Raw genomic sequence first — 19,550 nt, forward strand, 5'->3', positions numbered from 1 at the left:
CACCAAGGACTGTTTATGACCTTACCTGCGAGCAACCAGTTGTTCGATGCCTACTTTACTGCCCGGGAAATGCGTGGGGTGTTCTGTGACCAGGGGCGGGTCCAGGCCATGCTCGACTTCGAGGCTGCCCTGGCCCGGGCCGAGGCGCGGACCGGGTTGATTCCGAGCGCGGCGGTTGCCCCCATCGAGGCGGCTTGCCACGCCCATCTCTATGACTTCCAGGCCCTGGGTGAAGCGATCGCCACGGCCGGCAATTCGGCGATTCCTCTGGTCAAGGCCCTGGGCAAGCAGATCGCCCGGACCGATGCCGAGGCCGAGCGTTATGTGCACCTGGGCGCCACCAGCCAGGATGTGATGGACAGCGGGCTGGTGCTGCAGGTGCGTCGTGCCGTGCATCTGCTGGAACAGGACCTGCATCGCCTGGGCGAGGTCTTGGCGACTCAGGCGCAACGCTATGCGGACACCCCGCTGGCCGGCCGTACCTGGTTGCAACACGCGACGCCGGTGACCCTGGGCATGAAAATCGCCGGTTGGCTGGGGGCGCTGACCCGCAGCCGTGAGCGCCTGCAGCAACTCAAGCCGCGCCTGTTGGTGCTGCAGTTTGGCGGAGCCTCCGGAACCCTCGCAGCCCTCGGTGAGCAGGCGCTGCCGATTGCCCGGGCCTTGGCCGAGCAGTTGCAATTGAGCCTGCCGGAGCAGCCCTGGCACACCCAGCGTGATCGCCTGGTGGAGTTCGCCTCGGTGCTGGGCCTGCTGGCCGGCAGCCTGGGCAAGCTGGGGCGCGATATCAGCCTGTTGATGCAGACCGAGGCGGCGGAAGTCTTCGAGCCCTCGGCGCCGGGCAAGGGCGGTTCGTCCACCATGCCGCACAAGCGCAACCCGGTGGGCGCGGCGGTCTTGATCAGCGCCGCGACCCGGGTTCCGGGGCTCTTGGCGACGATGTTTGCCGCCATGCCCCAGGAGCACGAGCGCAGCCTCGGCTTGTGGCACGCCGAATGGGAAACCCTGCCGGAGATCTGCTGCCTGGTGTCCGGAGCCCTGCAACAAGCCTTGCTGGTCGCCGAGGGCCTGGAGGTCGACAGCGCACGCATGGCGCGCAACCTTGACCTGACCCAGGGCCTGGTTCTGGCGGAAGCGGTGAGCATTGAGCTGGCCCAGCGCCTGGGGCGGGAGACGGCCCATCACCTGTTGGAACAATGCTGCAAACGTGCGGTGGCTGAACGACGCCATCTGCGCGAGGTATTGGCGGACGATGCCCAGGTCAGCGCCGAGCTGTCGGCGCCAGAGCTGGATCGTCTGATGGACCCGGCGCATTACCTCGGCCAGGCCCAGGCCTGGGTCGAGCGCGCCGTGGCTGAACATTTTGCCTTGAAGGCCTGAAGGAGACTGCTGTGGGAATCGTGAAACTCGCCGAGGGCGATCTGCACTATCAACTCGAAGGGCCAGAAGGTGCGCCGGTACTGGTGCTGTCCAACTCCCTGGGCACCGATCTGCACATGTGGGACAAGCAGATCGCGACGTTCACCCGGCACTTTCGGGTGTTGCGCATGGACACTCGCGGCCATGGCCGTTCGCTGGTGACCGAGGGGCCTTACAGCATCCAGCAACTGGGCCAGGATGTGCTGGCACTGCTCGATGCCCTGGATATACGCCGGGCGCATTTTTGCGGTCTGTCCATGGGCGGCCTGATCGGCCAGTGGCTGGGGATCAATGCCGGCGAGCGTCTGCACAAGCTGGTGGTGTGCAACACCGCGGCGAAGATTGGTGACCCGTCCATCTGGAACCCACGCATCGAGACGGTATTGCGTGACGGCCAGGCCGCCATGGTGGCGTTGCGCGATGCGTCCATCGCCCGCTGGTTCACCGAGGACTATGCCGAGGCCAATCCTCATCAGGCCAAGCTGATCACCGACATGCTCGCCGCCACCTCGCCCCAGGGTTATGCCGCCAACTGCGCAGCGGTGCGCGATGCGGATTTCCGTGAGCAATTGGCAGCGATCAAGGTGCCGACCCTGGTGATTGCTGGCAGCGAAGACGCGGTGACGCCGCCTTCTGGCAGTCACTTCATCCAGCAGCACGTGGCCGGTGCCGAGTACGCCGAGTTCTATGCCGCGCACCTGTCCAACGTCCAGGCCGGTGACGCGTTCAGCGACCGTGTCGTGGAATTCCTGCTGGCCTGACCCCGGATTCAAGGAGCCCTTTGTGGACGAGAAACAACGTTATGACGAAGGCATGCAGGTGCGCCGCGCCGTACTGGGCGACGCCCATGTGGACCGCAGCCTGAATGCCCTGAACGAGTTCAACTCGGAGTTCCAGGAAATGATCACCCGCCATGCCTGGGGTGATATCTGGACCCGTCCGGGCCTGCCGCGGCATACCCGCAGCCTGATCACCATTGCCATGCTGATCGGCCTTAATCGTAATGACGAACTGAAAATGCATCTGCGGGCTGCGGCGAGCAACGGTGTAAAGCGTGAAGAAATCAAGGAGTTGATCATGCACAGCGCGATCTACTGCGGGGTCCCGGCAGCCAACAGTACCTTCCATCTGGCTGAATCGATCTGGGATGAACTGGGCATCGAATCGCGGCTGTAGGCGAACGGCCTTGCTGCTGTTCGCGAGCAGGCTCGCTCCTACGCAGAGCAGATGGTGCTGATGCTGTCGTTGGAGCCGGCTTGCCGGCGAAAAGGGCCGTTAGCTATGGGCGTTGTTGGCAGCGTATTTGGCCGAGAACAACCAGGTCCAGGCCCGGTGGCCCGGTAGCCGGCTATGAATCAGGCTGACGACCTGCCAGCGCTAGATGTCCTTGAACAGGTTATGCCACCTGCCGGTCAGGATGCGCCGCCGAGTTGGGAGCCAGGGATGTTCTTTGGTGCGCTACGCCGAGTATTGGGTCGAGTCCTCTCAGCCTTGGCCCATATAGCCCCAGAGCAGCACGCTGGTGATGTAGATCAGACCTACCCAGAACATGCTGATCACGGTGTAACCCATGATGTCCTTGAGCTGCAGGCGGGAAAGCGCCAGGGCGGGCAATATCCAGAAGGGCTGTACCAGATCGTTCCAGGCATTGCCCAGCATCACCGCCATCGAGGTTTGCGCTAGGGAACTGTCCAGGGCTTTAGCGGCTTCGATCATGAAGGGGCCTTGGATTGCCCAATGTCCGCCGGCCGAAGGGGCAAAGAAGTTAATCAGGAATGAGCTGATCAGTCCCCAGAAGGGCAGGCTCTGTTGAGTGGAGATATCCACGAAGACCCTGGAGATGCTGTCCACCAAGCCAGACCCCGCCATGATCGCCATGATTCCCGCGTAGAAGGGGTATTGGAGAATGATGCCGCTGATGGTTCTGATACCGTCGTTGAGGCGGATGATGTATTGCGCGGGCGTACGCAACAGCAGTATGCCGAGAAACAGAATCAGTCCATTGACCTTGTTCAGGTCCAGGCTCGCACCACGATAGAAGCTTACGGCCAGATAGCTCAGCCCCAGTAGGCCGATACCCAGGCTCAGCAGCCGACTGTTATTGAGGCGGGTCGCCAGAGTGTGGTCTCCAAGCAAGGGCGCGCCTTGCTTTTGTGTTTGCTGCGACTCGAATTGACCAATATCGATTTCAACTATCGGGGTGCCAGGCGCGGGGTGTAGTGCGGCATTGAGCAGTGGCAAGGTGATCAGCACGGCCAGTGCCGTGAGCAGCATTGGCCAGGAAAATATGGTCTGGCTAAGGCTGATCAGCCCCAGGTTGTGCTGCATCGGATGCCCTGGGGTGGAGATCAGCACTGGAATGGTTGCCGACAGGCCAAGTCCGTAGAGAGTGAAGCCGCTATAGGCGGAGGCGATGATCAATGGATAGTGAATGCCGCGGATATGCACTGCCAGTTTGCGCGCGACGATGCCTCCTACCACCAGGCCGAATCCCCAGTTCAGATAGCTGCCCAGGCCTCCCACCAGCGTGGCGATGATGATTGCATTCCGTGGCGTACTCACCCGTCGCACTATGGCGTCCAGGGTACGGTTCACCAGAGGTGATGTGGCGAGCACATAGCCCATCGCCAGGATCACCGCCATTTGGGTGGTAAAGGCCAGCAGGTTCCAGAAACCATCGCCCCATTGCAGCAGTGACTCAACAGCAGGAACGCCCTCGACCAGTATCGCCAACAGCAGTGCCAGAAAGGTCAGCACGATGGCGAAGACAAACGGATCTGGCAGGAAACGCCGCATCAGTTCGGTGAAAAAAGAGACGATTGAGTTCATGATTCTTCCTTGAGTGTGGGCCTATTGTTCGAGGTATTGCCAAGCACTTTCGGGGCTGTCCTGTTCAAGGCTTCTTGCCTGCCAGCAGGAACAACTCCCATTCGAATTCCAGGTATTCCCGGCCTGCCGGCCACGCGGCCGCCAGTTCCCTGGCCAGTCTTGGCATCGGGTCCAGCCTGCAGCGTTCGACATAGCGTTGGGTCGCCGACCAAGTTCGGATGTGACGGAGGTAGTCCTGTAGATTCCAGCGTTGGCGAATAAGGAGTTTGGGGGTGTGAATGCGTTCGTAGGGAAAGGGCAGGTGCTGCAGCCCATCAAGCAATAGCAGGTGATTTGCTGGCCAGTCCTTCTGCAGGACTACACAGCGGAAGTGCTCGACTACCTGTTCCAATGCGGTACTCAACGGCTTGTTGAAGGTATAGCCAGCGATGAGCAACAGCCCCTGGCTTTTCAGGCAATGATCGACTTGACGATAGAGGGCTTGCGTATCGATCAAGTGAATGGCCTGGACCACGCACACAGTGTCGAAGAGATTGGCTGCGAAGCAGGCGTCTTCTGCTGCGAGAACCTGAAAGTTCACGTTGGAGATATAGGGGGTATTGTGAATTTCATGCGCGCTGATATCGGTAGCAGTCACCCTTTCGAAGAACACTGCCAGGTTGATTGCTACCTGGCCTCGGCCAGTGGCACAGTCCCAGGCATGGCCACAGGTTGGTACTTGGTCCCGGATGAAATCGTAAAACTCATTGGGGTAATTAAAATGCGGGATGTGGTTGCTTTGAGTTTCTATGGGAAGGAAGTTCTTATGTTTTTCTGTACGTGGATGATTGTTCACTGCCGTCGTTCCTCCTGGAAAATATTCCTGACTTTGCGCGCAGTCGCGCAGCGGCTGGAAATGGTATGGCAGCGTTGTAGAAGACAACCAATGGTATATTTCCATCATATTCATCGATGCTGGTGATTGATCATGATTGAGTTAAGGCATCTTCGTTATTTTATTGCGATTGCCAAGTTTCAGCATATGACTCGTGCGGCAGAATCGTTATGTGTGACCCAATCCACTCTTTCGCATCAAATAAAACAGTTGGAAACATTGTTGGGGGTACAGCTTTTCGATCGAGTTGGCCGTGGGGTTGAGTTGAGCTTTTCCGGAAAAGCGTTTCTGGAATATGCCATTCGCGCATTGAGGGAGGTCGAGGAGGGGGCGCTGGCGCTGCGCGACATAGACTCTCCGGCCCACGGTCTTATACGCATAGGTGGTATCAGTAGTTATATCGATAGCTTGTTACCCAAGGTGGTTTCCTCTTTGAATAGGCGATATCCAAATGTTCGAGTAGTTGCCGAGGAACTATCGGCTGGTGAGGTTGCAGAAGCATTGTTGTCCGGTGGGATCGATTTGGGTATTTCATTCTCGGAATCATTTAAGCTCGATTTTCAAGTGATGCCCCTATTTGTTGAATCCTTGGTGCTGACGGTATCGACTCTTCATGTTTTTGCATCTAGAACAGTTGTTGATGCCACTGAGCTTACATCCATGAACCTAGCGTTGCAGACCTCGCGTTATCACTCAAGGAAACTGATCGATGAATTGCTTGGGCATTTTATCGACGAAAGTATAAAGGTCGAGTTAGGTTCTCTTGACTGTTTGTTGAGTCTTGTACGGTCGAACCCGCAGATTGCCTTGGTGCATTTCGAACACAAGCTGCGTGTAGACCCATTGTTGGTGCATATTCCTATTCAAAATCCAGATGCCACCCGTACGGCTGTTCTGATGCGTCATCCGCAGCGCCGGGAGACGGCCCTCCAGCAAGAGGTATCGAGATTGATTCAGGCCGTTTCCAGTCAGGTTTGAGCAGGTTTCAACGTTGGATGAGCCGCGCCAATTGGTTTTCATCAATCTGCACCCCCAGCCCCGGCCCTTTGGGTAACCACAGCTTGAAGTCGTGGTATTGCGGGCGCTCGCTGACCACGTCCTCGGCCAGCAGCAAGGGGCCGAACAGTTCAGTGTCCCAAGCCAGTGGTGGCAAGGTTGCAAATGCATGGGCTGAGGCCAGTGTGCCAATGCTACTTTCGAGCATCGTGCCGCCATACAGATCGATTCCTGCGGCCTGAGCGATAGCTGCCGTACGCAAGACTGCGCGGGGGCCGCCGGTCTTGGCGATCTTCAGGGAAAAGATTGGCGCAGAGGCGGCGCTAGCCAGGTTGAAACTGTCGGCTACGGATTCGATTGCTTCATCGGCCATCAATGGAATGGGCAGGTGGCGGCTCAGCCGTGCCAAGGCTCGCCAGTCGTGACGGGGTACGGGCTGCTCGATCATCTCGACGCCGGCTGCGGCCAACTGGGCACCCGCACCGATGCACAGCGACTCGCTCCAGGACTGGTTGATGTCGACGCGCACGCTGGCACGATTGCCCAATGCCTGCTTGATCGTGGCCGCGTGCTGGACGTCCCGGGCGAGCGAGGTCGCTCCCAGCTTGACCTTGAAGTGCCGGTGGCGATGTAGGTCCAGCATCTTTTCGGCTTCATCGATGTCCTGGTGTGTATCGCCGCTGGCCAGGACCCAGACGACTTCCAGGGCGTCGACTAGCGGTCCTCCGAGCACTTCGGCCACCGACAGGCCGAGGTGCTTGCCTTGAGCATCCAGCAATGCGCTTTCAACTGCAGAGCGGGCGAAGGTATTGCCCTTTATCGAGTTGTCTATACGCTCCATCAATGCGTTGAGGTTGTAGGGATTTTGTCCGATCAGCAGTGGAGTGAAGTAGCGCTCGATGTTGACCTTGATGCTCTCCGGGCTCTCTCCGGCATAGGACAGGCCGCCAATGGTGGCTGCTTCGCCGATTCCGCTAACTCCGTCACTGCAGCGTATGCGCAGAATCACTGTCAATTGGGTTTCTATGGTGTGCATCGCTAATTTGTGCGGCCGCAGTAGAGGTAGGCCGACGAGATGGGCCTCGACATGTTCGATGTGATGAGAGGACATGGCTTTCCCGTTCCTTGGGTTATTGGGCTGTTGAATCGCCGGGCAATGTTGTTGCTGAACTTCGGCCAGGGTCAACAGCCTACCGGGCAGGTAAAAAACTATTCAGGGCACGCAATGCTCTGGATTGATTGGGGAAAGACAGGGGGCGAGAGATTTATCGTGAGGCTAAATAAGCTGTTCAAGGCTCTTTTAGAGCAATAGACACAAACTTATTGAGAGTATTCTGTCGGTTATTCAGTAAAATCTTTAGCCTTAAAGGGGAAAGTTCAGAGTCTCACTTGGCATCCTGTCTTGGCCTGTTCCTGGTTTGGGCACCACCGGGAACTGCTGTGACCTTGTATCAAGCAGAGCCATCACTCTGTGCCGGAAAACCAAGCAAGGAAGGTGGGAGGGCCGGAGGGCCAGGGATATAGAGCCTGACCTTCCCAAGAGGAGCTTGCACACTCCGTCATAACTCCAGCGTACGGGCGTGAAAAAATCGTCTGCAATCGTATTGGGGGCTCCTCCTGCAAAAGACGGATCGAGTTTTTTTGTTGTTGCAGAAGCCGGCTTGCTGGTGGAATGGATCTATCAGCCAGGCGCGGTTACAGCAGGCTCAGCGGATAGCTGACGATCAGGCGGTTCTCGTCGAACTCGTTGTTGCTGAAATCACGGCGTATGGTGGAGTTGCGCCATTTCAGGTTGAGGTTCTTCAAGGTGCCGCTCTGCACCGTGTACCCAAGCTCGCTTTCCCGGCCCCATTCCTTGCCATCGCTGACGGTGGCGGTGTGCACGTTGCTGCCGCTGATGTAGCGGTTCATCAGGGTCAAACCAGGCACGCCCAGGGCGGCGAAGTTGTAGTCATGGCGCAGTTGCCAGGATTTTTCCTTGGCGTTGTCGTAGCTGGCGTTGTAGCTGTCGTTGGCCAGGGTCCCGCCGCTGGTGCCATTGACCCGCATCCAGCCGCTGTCGCCAGTGAGTTTCTGCAGGCCGACGTAGAAGGTGTTGCCGCCGTATTTGGCCGAGAACAGGCCGGACCAGGTGCGGTTTTCCAGATCGCCGGCCCGGGCGCTGCCGTCTTCCTTGCCGTAGAAGAAGCCCAGGTTGGCCCCCAGGGTCCAGTCGCCCAGGGGCTGGGTGTGGATCAGGTTGACGAACTGCTGGCTGTAGATGTCCTTGAGTTCGGCATTCCACAGGCCGATCTGGGTGCGCTTGTCATTGAAGGCGTATTCGGCCCCCTGGAAGTTGAAGCGATCCGAGGTGAAGGCCGCTTTGCCGAACATCGTCATGTCGCTCATGCTGCTGTCGTCGCGGGGGCTGTTGCCACGGAACTGACCGCCGTAGAGGGTCAGGCCGGCGATTTCCTTCGAGGTGATCTGGCCGCCGCGGAAGGTCTGCGGCAGCGAGCGACCGTCATCCGAACGCAGGATCGGCAGCACCGGCATCCATTCGCCAACCTTGACCTCGGTCTGCGACAGCCGGGCCTTGAAGGCCACTCCCAGGCGCTCGAAGTTGTCCGCCGGGCGCCCGTCGTGGTCCAGGGGCAGCAGTTGGGTGCCGCCGGTGCCCTTGCCACCGTCGAGCTTCAGCGAGTACAGGCCCAATACATCCATGCCGAAGCCTACCGTGCCCTGGGTGAATCCTGACTTGGCGTCGAGGATGAAGCTCTGCGTCCACTCTTCAGCCTTGCCCTGGACCTTGCTCGGGTTGGTGAAGTTGCGGTTGATGTAGAAGTTGCGCAGGTTCAGGTTGGCCTGGGCATCTTCGAGAAAGCCCGACTCTGCGGCCATGACCGGCAGGGCGGCGCTGGTCAGCGCCAGGGCCAGAAGGCTGGGCAGAAGGTATTGCGGCGGGGTGATTGGCTTCATTCGTCGGTCTCTCTAATTGTTAGGGGTGCAACGATCCACTGCCGCAAAAAGCCCATGCGGACAGCTTTCAAGGTGTGGGAGGAGGTGCTTGCAGGATCAGCCGGAGCGGGTAGGACGTGAGGGCATGGCATCGAACCTGTTGTTATTGGTGTGTTCGGGTGCCGGGAATGGTGCGTCGCGGATCAGGGCCGATCAATTGGCGAATGCGGGTTCTGGGCGATTAACGAACAGTTATCGGGCCGGGTGTGGCGAGCCGCCAGTGGATATATCCCTGATGAATCCTGAGGTTGTCCTCGCTGATCGATCAATGCTGGAAGTTGCGCTATTTCCATGACGCTGCGGGCGGCATCAACTAGTTAATAAAAAGGACTTATTGCTTTAGTAGTAAATCCTTGTTGTTGGATGTTGTTCTTATATAAAAGGATATAGGGCTAATCGCCAGTTAAGCTTGATATTCGGTGTTATCGATTATCGTAAAAAGGTTTAAGTGAAAGGTTTGTGCTCGCTGGAAAAGCAGGTTTGCCTTGCTATATTAAAGTTCCTCAAGGCGGACAAGGATAAGTTTAAAGTTTCGTCGGGAGAGGGCTTTTTATCGTGTTGTGAATATACAAGGAGAAATACCATGAGTACGAGAGTCAATCAGGAACGCTTGGCGTCGGTAGTCGGTCGCGCACTTCTGGATAAGGAGTTCGCCGCACAGTTGCAAAAGGACCCAGAAGCAGCGGCCAAAGGCATCGGCGTGCACCTGAGTGTTACCGAAGTGGGTGCAGTGAAAAGTATCGATACGGCAAAACTGACCAGCGCCGGTTCGGCGATTCGCGACAAAATTGGTGTCGCGGCAATCTTTGACACTCAACAGCAACAGGCGCGCATGGACTGAGCCAGGCGTGTGCAGTCCGGGGTGCCGCGCTCAAGTTTTCATCAGTGCGGCACACCGGAACCGAGATTCAAGGTCATCGTGGAGTGCCTGTCCGTGTCCATCACCCTGGTGTCGATGCAGGAAGCCGACTTCAGTCGTTTCGCCCAGCGAGCCCTGGATGAATACGCCACCGGCATGGTGGCGGCCGGGGAATGGTTGCCGGAGCAGGCTTCGCTCCAGGCGGCAGAGGTGTTCCGCCAGTTGCTGCCGCAGGGGCGTCTGAGTACGCACAATCACTTGTGGCGGGCGCTGTGTGCGGGACGGGCGGTGGGCGAGTTGTGGATCGCCGAGCGCCAGGTGGGCTCTCGACGGATTGCCTTCATCCTCGATCTTTATATCGAACCGATCGAACGTCGCCGGGGTTACGCCAGGCAGACGCTGCTGGCCGGTGAGTCGGCGGCGCGTGAGTGGGGGTGTGACGAGATGCGTTTGCATGTCTTCGGGCACAACCTAGGGGCGCGTCGTCTTTATGAACTGCTGGGCTATGAAGTCGCCAGCCTGACGATGAGCAAGCCCTTGCCGTGACCTTAAGGGAAGGTTGAACCATGGACAGCGTTAACAGTCAGCAACCAGAACTTTCCATTGATGAGCTATTTCAGGGCACTACTTTTCTCCCGGACAGCGAGTCGGAACGTTTTTTAAAGTTACAGGAGCACGTCGAAAAGAATCGTTATACGATGTTTGTCGCGTTATATGCCGAGCTGTCAAAGTTGTTTGTCGCCGACTCTGCGTTGAATCTTTTTTTTAAACAGGCGCTGGATATTATTCTGTCTCCACCCAGTGCTCGCGCCAAACTTATCGCCCATCCAGTGTTTCAGATCTGGAGCATTCTGACGTTTCGTGATGTTAACTATCTGTTGACCGGAAAGACGCTGGATGATGCTGAAGTTAAAGCCAGGCTGCTGGAGTTTGCGCAAGTACTGCAACGGATCGAAGCTTCGCAGGATGCACAGGTCGATGAGCAATACCCGCCGGTTTATCGATTCGATGTCGACCCGTTGATCACCCAGGTCACGCCGCCCAGTTATGACTATCCGCCAGATGAGCAGACCCGGCGTCAGCTGGAGCGGGCGGGTTATTCCAAAGCCTTTTTCAAGGACGTCATGCAACTTGCCCTGCTGCGGATCAAGCACACCTGGCCGGCCTGTCATGAACAGTGGCAAGTGCTGGTCAAGGCCGTGTGTTATTTGCCCGACGGCAGTTTTCGCAGTTGCTCGGCGTCCCGTTATACCGGGGTGATCCTGCTGTCGAGCCGGGACAACTCGATACTCGATATGGAAGAGTCGCTGGTGCATGAAGCAACCCACCAGTTGCTGTACAACATCGTTGAAGTCGCTGCGGTGGTGGAGCCACACGCTTCCAAAGAGGCCCTGTATTCCTTGCCCTGGTCGGGGCAGCAGCGTGACTTGTATGGCTACTTCCACGCCTTCTACGTCTACATCGCCCTGGTCAAGTACCTGGAGCGGGTCCAGGCCCGTCCGGCAGAGGAAATGCGCCGGGCCGAGCAGCGCATGCTGTTTATCCTGCGGGGCTTGAGCAAGGCGCTGGCGGATTTCGAAACCGCACCGGGTTTCACCGCGCAAGGGCGGGAACTGCTGGGCAACCTGATGCAGGAAGTGCGTCGGCTGGAGCGTCGTCATGCCGGGTTGCTGAGTCGGGGCGAGGGTGCCAGCACCGTTGTCGCGCCCCTGCACCTGACGGCCTGAGCCAGGGAGGCGAACATGCAAAACTTCGATTCTTCGCGTTTCCCCGAAGCCGGGGTTGGGCTGGAATACCATTTGCCGCATGGCGCCGGGGCAGGAGGGCTCGATCCCACCATCGAGCGGATTCTGGGTGAAGGGCTGCCGTACTTCGATTACCTGGAGTTCCAACCCACCCACTGCATTCTGCAGCCGCGGCTGAAAGAGCTGGGCGGACGGGTGCCGGTGCTGCTGCATTCTTCCAGCCTGTCCCTGGGCAGCGTCGGCATTGAGATGGACCGGGAGTTTTTGCACATGACCCGCCGTCTGTGCGATCGGACCTCATCCCCCTGGCTGGCGGAGCATATTTCCTGGTCACGGTTTCAGGGCGGTGATACCCAGCATTTCATTTTGCCGAGCCTGGCCCGCGAAGTGGCCGATACGGTGGTGGCCAACGCCCTCGAGCTGCAGGCCTTCACCCGGACCCCCCTGGTGCTGGAGAACGCTCCCCGGCTGTTTTCCATGGACATTGGCCAGGAACTCTCCGAAGGCGGGTTCATTTGCAGTGTGGTCGAGCGCAGTGACAGTGGCTTTCTTCTGGACCTGGACAGCGCCATCAGCACGGCCAGGGCCCTGGGCTACGACTTGCGCGATTACCTGCGCTCATTGCCGCTGCAACGTCTGATTGAGGTGCATATCGGCGATCCGCGCCGGGACTGGGACATATTGCGCCAACTCTTGCAGTGTGCGCCGCTCAAGGCGATCACCATCGAGTGGGACATTGCCGATCGAGCCGAGGACCCGCAGTTGTCGGCGCTGATCAAGGAGATCAAGGCCCTGCGGTCCGAACCTCTGTTCTGGCAGGCTGCGCCTGTTGCCAGTGCGCCGGCTCCGGCGGGTGGCGCGGTGGATGGCCAGAGTTTGTTCGAACTGCGGCCGGGGACCTGGCTCGGTTTCGCCCATCAGTCCTTTTCCCTGCGCGATCGTCGGCGCGGTCTGGACCTGGAGTTGTCGACGGAGTTTTTGCCGCTGGTACGGCATTTTCTCTGCCCGCGGACCCTGGACAGTGCACTCTTGCTACCCGGCGCGTTGCAGGGCGAGAGCCTGGCGGTGCTCCAGGAGCTGATTGAGTTGGGCCTGTTGCAGCCCGGGCAGTCCCGGGGCCTTGCCGAGCCCGAGGACGCCAGCGATATCTGGGCCCATTGGCAGGACGCCCTGGATTTCTACCTGGGGACTCGCACTCAAACCGCTACGCCCTACATCAGTGTGGCGCAGATGGAAGAACAGCTGGCAGGCAAGGCGTTGCAGCAGCGTCAGCCATCGGCGTTCAAGGACTACTTTTCACACCCGTTCCTTGCCCTGGACAATCCTCTGTTGGCATCTGCACCGGCGCTGGGTCAGCAGAGCCTGCTGGACGTCCTGAGCGATCGCGAAACTTGCCGCACCTTCGACGGTTCGCCCCTGAGCGCCCGGCAGTTGTCCCTGCTGCTGTATTACACCTGGGGCGCTACCCAGATGCGCCGCAACCCCATGGGCGACTTCTTCCTGAAGAAAACCTCGGCCTCCGGCGGCTCTCTGCATGCCATCGAGGTCTATCCGATCCTGCTCAATGTGCAGGGCTTCGAGGCGGGGTTGTACCACTATTCGGTGCGTCGGCACGGGCTTGAACTGTTGTCGCGAGAGGACCCCAGGGCGTGGATTGGCGCAGCCTGTGGCGAGCAGGACTGGATCAGCAAGGCCGCCGTGGTGTTTCTGTCCACCGCGCGGCTTGAGCGCCTGGCCTGGAAGTACCCGGGCAGCCGGGCCTTGCGCGTGGCCTTGATGGACTGCGGCCACCTGAGTCAGAGCTTCGCCTTGGTGGCCACGGCGCTGGGGCTCAAGAGCTGCACCACGGCAGCCTTGCGCGACGAGACCTTCGAAACCCGACTGGGCCTGGATTACCTGCGCGAGCCGGTGTTCCTGCTCAATGGTGCCGGCGGCTGAGGGGAGGGCGCGCAAGGCATAAAAAAACCCACCGTCAGGTGGGTTTTTCATACGCACAGGCAGTGCTTCAGAACAGATGCAGTGCCGGGGCCTTTTCAGCCAGTGGCTCGTTCTTCGCTGTCTGTTCGTTCCAGCCTCCGCCGAGGGCCTTGTACAGGTTGACCTCACTGGTCAGTTGCGACAGTCGATCGGTGATCAACGCCTGCTGGGCACTGAACAGGGAGCGCTGGGCGTCGAGGAAGGTCAGGTTACTGTCGACCCCAATGCGATAGCGCTGCTCTGCCAGGCGGTAGTAGTCCTGGTTGGCGTTGACGAAATCTCGCTGCGCCTGCAACTGCTGGTTGTAGGTCTGGTGTGCCGCCAGGCCATCGGAGACTTCCTGAAAGGCGGTCTGGATGGACTTCTCGTACTGCGCGACGGTGATGTCTTTTTGGATTTTCGAATAGTCCAGGCTGGCGCGCAGGCTGCCGGCGTTGAAGATCGGCAGGTTGATCTGCGGCTGGAACAGCCAGGTGCCCGAGCCGCCCTTGAACAGCCCCGAGAGGTCCGGGCTCAAGGTCCCCGCGTTGGCCGTCAGGCTGATGCTGGGGAAGAACGCTGCCCGTGCTGCGCCGATGTTGGCGTTGGCTGCTTTGAGCTTGTACTCGGCTTCGAGAATGTCTGGGCGCCGTTGCAGCAGTTCCGATGGCAGTCCGGCTGGCAGATCGCTCAGCAGGTTGGCCGACAGCGGTTGGGCTTCTGGCAGGTTGGCCGGAATTGCGGTACCCAGCAGCAGGGTCAGGCTGTTTTCATCCTGAGCCACCTGGCGGGTGTAACGAGCCAGTTGCACCCGGGCGTTTTCCACCGAGGTCCGCGCCTGGCTCAGGTCCAGGGCCGAAGCCACGCCCACTTCATTGCTGCGCGAGGTCAGGCGGTAGCTTTCCTCGTAGGTATCTAGGGTGTCCTGGGTCAGCTTCAGCAGCTCCTTGTCGGCCTGCCAGGTCATGTAGGCATTGGCCACGCTGGCCACCAGACTGATCTGGGTGCTGCGTCGGGCTTCTTCGCTGGAGAAGTAGGTCTGCAAGGCTTGGTCGCTCAAGCTGCGAACACGGCCGAACAGGTCCAGCTCATAGGCGCTGACGCCCACCGTGGCCGAATACTGACTGGTGATCCCGGCTTTGCCGGTTTGCGACATACGCGCCGGCGTGCGCTGACGACTGCCACTGGCGTTGGCCGAAACCGCAGGGAACAGATCAGCCCGCTGGATCTGGTACTGCGCGGCGTAGGCATCGATGTTCAGCGCCGCGACCTTGAGGTCGCGGTTGTTTTCCAGTGCAGTCTGGATCAGTTGCTGCAACGCTGGGTCATGGAAGAACTGCCGCCAGCCCTGTTCGGCGGCCGCCACGTTGGCGGCCTCCTTGGGCGAGTAGGCAGGGCCTTGGGGGAATTGCGCCGCCACCGGCGCATCCGGTCGCTGATAATTCGGTATCAGCGAGCAACCACTCAGCGCGATGGCGGCGATTGCTAGGGAGAGTAGCGACTTGCTCATTGGCCAGCCTCTTTAGAAGTTGCAGTAATTTCTGATTGGTCCGCTTTCCTGCGGCCCATGGACGATACCGTGACGAAGAACAATGGCACCCAGAAGATCGCCAGAATGGTCGCGGTGAGCATGCCGCCGATTACCCCGGTACCGATCGCATGCTGGCTGCCCGAGCCGGCGCCGGTGGAGACGGCCAATGGCACGACCCCGAGGACGAAGGCCAGGGAGGTCATGATGATCGGACGCAGACGCATGCGGCAGGCCTCGATGGCGGCATCCACCAATGTGCGGCCCTGCTCGTGCAGTTCCTTGGCGAATTCCACGATCAGAATGGCGTTTTTCGCCGCCAGACCGATGGTCACCAACAGCCCCACCTGGAAGTACACGTCGTTGGACAGGCCGCGCAGGCTGGTGGCCATCAGCGCACCGATGATCCCCAGAGGTACCACCAGCATGACCGCGATCGGAATCGACCAGCTTTCATACAGCGCTGCCAGACACAGGAACACCATCAACAGGGACAAGGCGTACAACGCAGGCGCCTGCGAACCCGACAGGCGTTCCTCGTAGGACAGACCGGTCCAGGAGATACCCACACCCGGCGGCAGCTTGGCGGCAATGGCTTCGACTTCGGCCATGGCCTCACCGGTACTGTAGCCAGGGGCTGGTGCACCGAGGACTTCCATGGCTTCCACGCCGTTGTAACGGGCCAGTTTCGGCGAACCGTAGATCCACTCGCCCTTGGCGAAGGCGGAGAACGGCACCATGGTCCCGGCGCTGTTGCGTACGTACCACTTCTTCAGGTCTTCGGGGCTCATGCGCGCACTGGCCTGCCCCTGGATGTAGACCTTCTTCACTCGACCACGGTCGATGAAGTCGTTGACGTAGCTACTGCCCAAGGCAATCGACAAGGTGCTGTTGATGTCGGTGAGGCTGACGCCCAAGGCGCTGGCGCGTTCGTCATCGATGCTCAACTGGTATTGCGGTTCATCGTTCAGGCCGTTCGGACGCACCTGGGATAGCACCTTGCTTTGGGCCGCCATGCCGAGGAACTGGTTGCGCGCAGCCATCAGCTTCTCGTGACCGATACCGGCGCGGTCCTGGAGGAACACGTCGAAACCGGTGGCGTTACCCAACTCCAGTACCGCTGGCGGGGCGAAGGCGAACACCATCGCGTCACGGAAGCTGAAGAAGTGCTGCTGGGCACGGGCCGCCAGGTTGAACACGCTGTTTTCTGCGGAGCGCTCGCCCCAGGGCTTGAGCATGATGAAGGCCATGCCCGAGCTCTGGCCGCGACCGGCGAAGTTGAAGCCGTTCACGGTGAACACCGAAGCCACAGTGTCCTTTTCTTTGTCCAGCAGGTAGGCGCGCATCTCGTCCACCACCACCTGGGTCCGTTCGGCACTGGAGCCGGCCGGAGTCTGCACCTGGGCGAACAGTACGCCCTGGTCTTCTTCGGGCAGGAACGCAGTCGGGATGCGGGTGAACAGCCAGATCATGCCCACGACGATCAGGACGTAGGCCAGCAGGTACGGAACCTTGTTGCGCAGGATGTTGCCGACGCCGCGCTCGTAGCCTTTCACGCTGCGATCGAAGGTGCGGTTGAACCAGCCGAAGAAGCCGCGCTTCTCATGATTCTGCCCCGCAACCACAGGCTTGAGCATGGTGGCGCACAGGGCCGGGGTGAAGATCAGGGCCACCAGCACCGACAGGGCCATGGCCGACACCACGGTGATCGAGAACTGTTTGTAGATCACCCCCGTGGAGCCACTGAAGAACGCCATCGGCAGCAGTACTGCGGACAGCACCAGGGCGATACCCACCAGGGCGCCCTGGATCTGGCCCATGGATTTCTTTGTCGCTTCCTTGGGTGACAGGCCTTCCTCGTGCATCACCCGCTCGACGTTTTCCACCACGACGATGGCGTCGTCCACCAGCAAGCCGATGGCCAGTACCATGCCGAACATGGTCAGGGTGTTGATGCTGAAGCCGGCCGCCGCGAGGATGCCGAAGGTCCCCAGCAGTACCACCGGCACCGTCATGGTGGTGATCACCGTGGCGCGGAAGTTCTGCAGGAACAGGAACATCACCAGGAACACCAGGACGATCGCTTCCACCAGGGTTTCAACCACGCCCTTGATGGATTCGGTGACCACTGGCGTGGTGTCGTAGGGGAATACCACCTTCATGCCTTGCGGGAAGAAGGGTTCCAGGTCGCTGATGGTCTTGCGTAGCGCCTTGGCGGTGTCCAGGGCGTTGGCACCGTTGGCCAGCTTCACCGCCAGACCGGACGCCGGCTTGCCGTTGAACTGGGCGCTGATGGCGTAGTTTTCACCGCCCAGCGCTACATCGGCAACATCACCCAGGCGTACTTGCGAGCCGTCCTTGTTGACCTTCAGCAGGATCGCCTTGAACTGTTCGGCCGTTTGCAAGCGAGTCTTGCCGATGATGGTGGCGTTCAGTTGCTGGCCGGGCAGGGCGGGCAGGCCACCGAGCTGGCCGGAGGAGACCTGGACGTTCTGTGCGGCAACCGCGGTCTTCACGTCCACCGGGGTCAGGTTGAAGTTGTTCAGCTTGGCCGGGTCGAGCCAGATTCGCATGGCGTACTGGGCACCGAACACCTGGAAGTCACCCACACCCGCGGTTCGCGAGATCGGGTCCTGCATGTTCGACACGATGTAGTTCGACAGATCGTCCTTGGACATGCTGCCGTCCTCGGACACCACCCCGATCACCAGCAGGAAGTTCTTCACCGCCTTGGTCACGCGGATACCCTGTTGCTGCACTTCTTGCGGCAGCAGCGGGGTGGCCAGGTTGAGCTTGTTCTGTACCTGGACCTGCGCGGTGTCCGAGTTGGTGCCTTGCTCGAAGGTGGCGGTGATGGTCATGCTGCCGTCGGAGTTACTTTCCGAGGACACGTAACGCAGGTTGTCGATACCGTTGAGCTGTTGCTCGATCACCTGGACCACGGTGTCCTGTACGGTCTGTGCAGAAGCGCCCGGGTAGGTCACGGAGATCGCAATCGCCGGAGGGGCGATGCTCGGGTACTGGTTGATCGGCAATTTGAGGATCGATAGAGCCCCGACCAACATGATCACCAGGGCAATTACCCAGGCGAAGATCGGACGGTCGATAAAAAATTTCGACATGGTTTACTCCCCTTTGCCGCCTGCAGCTTTGTCAGTTGCCTGTGCGGGGGCCGGGTTCTTTGCTGGAACGTTGGTCGCTTCGCTGACTTTGACTTCAATGCCAGGTTTAACGAATTGCAGGCCTTCGGTGATCAGTCGATCTCCGGCGTTGAGGCCATCCTCCACCAACCATTGGCTGCCGACCGTGCGGCTGGCTTTGAGTTCGCGCAGTTGGACTTTGTTGTCCGGACCCACCACCAAGGCGGTCGGGGTGCCTTTCAGGTCACGGGTCACACCTTGTTGCGGCGCCAGGATCGCTGAGCTGTTCACACCGGCTTGTAGTTGGGCGTGGACGAACATGCCCGGCAGCAGGGTGTGCTCAGGGTTGGGGAATACAGCACGCAGGGTGACCGAACCGGTGGTTTCATCCACCGACACTTCCGAGAACTCCAGCTTGCCGTCGAGCTTGTACTGGCTGCCGTCTTCCAGGGTCAGTTTGACCTTGGCCGCGTTGTTACCGACTTTCTGCAGTCGCCCGCTTTCCAGCTCGCGGCGCAGTTCCAGCAATTCCACCGAGGATTGGGTGACATCGACGTAGATCGGGTCCAACTGCTGGATCACCGCCATGGCATCGGCTTGGCCGTTGCTCACCAGAGCGCCCTCAGTCACCGAAGAACGTCCGATGCGCCCGGTCAGTGGTGACAACACCTTGGTGTAGCGCAGGTTGATCTGGGCGCTTTGCAATGCGGCTTCCGATTGCAAGCGATTAGCCACGGCCGTGTCGTATTCCTGACGGCTTACGGCTTGCTCATTGACCAACTGCTTGTAGCGATCAGAAATCGACTTGGTGGCTTGCAGATTAGCCTCGGCACTCTTCAGCGTTGCCTGATAGATCGATGGATCGATCTGATAAAGCTGCTGACCTTCCTTAACATCTCCGCCTTCTTTGAACAGGCGCTTGAGAATGATCCCATTTACCTGTGGGCGAACTTCGGCGATGCGAAACGCAGTGGTCCGGCCCGGGAGTTCGGAAGTCAAGGTGAAGGCTTGTGGTTGCAGAGTGACTACACCGACCTGAGGGGCTTGAGGGGCAGGTGCCGCCTCTTCCTTTTTACATCCGCTGAGCAGCGATGCCAGGGCGACGGCAGTGACCAGAGCGGTAACAGCTGGCTTGAGTTGCATGAAGATCCTCGGTCAGGCACGCAAGATGCGCACAAGAAAAGTGGAAGGTGAAAAGGCGTTGGCT

The 19,550-nt window shown here is 59.5% G+C and carries 15 protein-coding genes; 8 read left to right on the plus strand and 7 right to left on the minus strand.

Annotation, left to right across the window (positions count from 1 at the left end):
* The first annotated feature begins 15 nt into the window (after positions 1-15).
* The 3 genes from PLD_RS21890 to pcaC are packed head-to-tail and all read left to right on the plus strand — an operon-like array spanning position 16 to position 2,595.
* Complete coding sequence (locus PLD_RS21890; RefSeq protein WP_159896423.1) at positions 16-1,380, plus strand: 3-carboxy-cis,cis-muconate cycloisomerase; 1,365 nt, start codon at positions 16-18, stop codon at positions 1,378-1,380.
* Positions 1,381-1,391: 11 nt separating this feature from the next.
* A complete protein-coding gene (pcaD, locus tag PLD_RS21895) occupies positions 1,392-2,180 on the plus strand; it encodes a 3-oxoadipate enol-lactonase (RefSeq protein WP_159896425.1) in 789 nt (262 codons plus the stop codon).
* A 22-nt stretch (positions 2,181-2,202) separates the two neighbouring features.
* Positions 2,203-2,595 carry a 4-carboxymuconolactone decarboxylase gene (gene pcaC, locus PLD_RS21900; RefSeq protein ID WP_159896427.1) on the plus strand — a complete coding sequence of 131 codons (393 nt, stop codon included), beginning with the start codon at positions 2,203-2,205 and terminating at the stop codon, positions 2,593-2,595.
* A gap of 309 nt (positions 2,596-2,904) precedes the next feature.
* Here the strand turns inward: pcaC and PLD_RS21905 are convergent, their stop codons facing one another.
* Both PLD_RS21905 and PLD_RS21910 read right to left on the minus strand, forming a co-directional pair.
* Positions 2,905-4,248 carry a short-chain fatty acid transporter gene (locus PLD_RS21905; RefSeq protein WP_159896429.1) on the minus strand — a complete coding sequence of 448 codons (1,344 nt, stop codon included), beginning with the start codon at positions 4,246-4,248 and terminating at the stop codon, positions 2,905-2,907.
* A 64-nt stretch (positions 4,249-4,312) separates the two neighbouring features.
* A complete protein-coding gene (locus PLD_RS21910) occupies positions 4,313-5,197 on the minus strand; it encodes a class I SAM-dependent methyltransferase (protein WP_159896431.1) in 885 nt (294 codons plus the stop codon).
* An 18-nt stretch (positions 5,198-5,215) separates the two neighbouring features.
* On the opposite strand from PLD_RS21910, the gene PLD_RS21915 reads away from it, so the two are divergent.
* Positions 5,216-6,100, plus strand: a complete 885-nt coding sequence (locus PLD_RS21915) for a LysR substrate-binding domain-containing protein (protein ID WP_159896433.1) — start codon at positions 5,216-5,218, stop codon at positions 6,098-6,100.
* 7 nt (positions 6,101-6,107) lie between these two features.
* On the opposite strand, the gene PLD_RS21920 is transcribed toward PLD_RS21915, so the two are convergent.
* Together PLD_RS21920 and PLD_RS21925 are read right to left on the minus strand one after the other, a co-directional pair.
* Positions 6,108-7,229 carry a muconate cycloisomerase family protein gene (locus PLD_RS21920; protein WP_159896435.1) on the minus strand — a complete coding sequence of 374 codons (1,122 nt, stop codon included), beginning with the start codon at positions 7,227-7,229 and terminating at the stop codon, positions 6,108-6,110.
* Between the two features lie 584 nt (positions 7,230-7,813).
* The gene (locus PLD_RS21925) at positions 7,814-9,076 is read right to left on the minus strand and encodes an OprD family porin (RefSeq protein ID WP_159896437.1); all 1,263 of its coding nucleotides are present in this window, start codon (positions 9,074-9,076) and stop codon (positions 7,814-7,816) included.
* Between the two features lie 622 nt (positions 9,077-9,698).
* Between PLD_RS21925 and PLD_RS21930 the strand changes: the two genes are divergently transcribed.
* From PLD_RS21930 to PLD_RS21945, 4 genes are all read left to right on the plus strand, one after another.
* The gene (locus PLD_RS21930; protein ID WP_102861503.1) at positions 9,699-9,956 is read left to right on the plus strand and encodes an Os1348 family RiPP precursor; all 258 of its coding nucleotides are present in this window, start codon (positions 9,699-9,701) and stop codon (positions 9,954-9,956) included.
* A gap of 93 nt (positions 9,957-10,049) precedes the next feature.
* Positions 10,050-10,520, plus strand: coding sequence for a GNAT family N-acetyltransferase (locus tag PLD_RS21935; RefSeq protein ID WP_256674713.1), 471 nt, complete (start codon positions 10,050-10,052; stop codon positions 10,518-10,520).
* Positions 10,521-10,852: 332 nt separating this feature from the next.
* The gene (locus tag PLD_RS21940; protein ID WP_256674714.1) at positions 10,853-11,701 is read left to right on the plus strand and encodes an HEXXH motif-containing putative peptide modification protein; all 849 of its coding nucleotides are present in this window, start codon (positions 10,853-10,855) and stop codon (positions 11,699-11,701) included.
* 15 nt (positions 11,702-11,716) lie between these two features.
* Positions 11,717-13,657: a DUF692 family multinuclear iron-containing protein gene (locus PLD_RS21945; protein WP_159896441.1), complete on the plus strand. Its 1,941-nt coding sequence runs from the start codon at positions 11,717-11,719 to the stop codon at positions 13,655-13,657.
* A 67-nt stretch (positions 13,658-13,724) separates the two neighbouring features.
* Here the strand turns inward: PLD_RS21945 and adeC are convergent, their stop codons facing one another.
* From adeC to emhA, 3 genes are read right to left on the minus strand one after another with little or no spacing between them, the layout of a single operon-like run.
* On the minus strand, positions 13,725-15,185 hold the full coding sequence (adeC, locus tag PLD_RS21950; RefSeq protein ID WP_159896443.1) for an AdeC/AdeK/OprM family multidrug efflux complex outer membrane factor: 1,461 nt from the start codon (positions 15,183-15,185) through the stop codon (positions 13,725-13,727).
* Positions 15,182-18,325, minus strand: coding sequence for an efflux RND transporter permease subunit (locus PLD_RS21955; RefSeq protein WP_159896445.1), 3,144 nt, complete (start codon positions 18,323-18,325; stop codon positions 15,182-15,184). The genes adeC and PLD_RS21955 overlap by 4 nt, the downstream gene beginning before the upstream one ends.
* A gap of 3 nt (positions 18,326-18,328) precedes the next feature.
* Positions 18,329-19,486, minus strand: a complete 1,158-nt coding sequence (gene emhA, locus PLD_RS21960; RefSeq protein ID WP_159896447.1) for an efflux RND transporter periplasmic adaptor subunit EmhA — start codon at positions 19,484-19,486, stop codon at positions 18,329-18,331.
* Between the last annotated feature and the right edge of the window lie 64 nt (positions 19,487-19,550).

This window comes from Pseudomonas sp. LD120 (assembly GCF_009861525.1).
Lineage (GTDB): Bacteria > Pseudomonadota > Gammaproteobacteria > Pseudomonadales > Pseudomonadaceae > Aquipseudomonas.

Coding starts and splice junctions, on each gene's coding strand:
- PLD_RS21890 (WP_159896423.1), top strand. CDS start 16: ATGACCTTACCTGCGAGCAACCAGTTGTTCGATGCCTACTTTACTGCC.
- PLD_RS21905 (WP_159896429.1), bottom strand. CDS start 4,248: ATGAACTCAATCGTCTCTTTTTTCACCGAACTGATGCGGCGTTTCCTG.
- PLD_RS21910 (WP_159896431.1), bottom strand. CDS start 5,197: ATGAATATGATGGAAATATACCATTGGTTGTCTTCTACAACGCTGCCA.
- PLD_RS21915 (WP_159896433.1), top strand. CDS start 5,216: ATGATTGAGTTAAGGCATCTTCGTTATTTTATTGCGATTGCCAAGTTT.
- PLD_RS21920 (WP_159896435.1), bottom strand. CDS start 7,229: ATGTCCTCTCATCACATCGAACATGTCGAGGCCCATCTCGTCGGCCTA.
- PLD_RS21925 (WP_159896437.1), bottom strand. CDS start 9,076: ATGAAGCCAATCACCCCGCCGCAATACCTTCTGCCCAGCCTTCTGGCC.
- PLD_RS21930 (WP_102861503.1), top strand. CDS start 9,699: ATGAGTACGAGAGTCAATCAGGAACGCTTGGCGTCGGTAGTCGGTCGC.
- PLD_RS21945 (WP_159896441.1), top strand. CDS start 11,717: ATGCAAAACTTCGATTCTTCGCGTTTCCCCGAAGCCGGGGTTGGGCTG.
- adeC (WP_159896443.1), bottom strand. CDS start 15,185: ATGAGCAAGTCGCTACTCTCCCTAGCAATCGCCGCCATCGCGCTGAGT.
- PLD_RS21955 (WP_159896445.1), bottom strand. CDS start 18,325: ATGTCGAAATTTTTTATCGACCGTCCGATCTTCGCCTGGGTAATTGCC.
- emhA (WP_159896447.1), bottom strand. CDS start 19,486: ATGCAACTCAAGCCAGCTGTTACCGCTCTGGTCACTGCCGTCGCCCTG.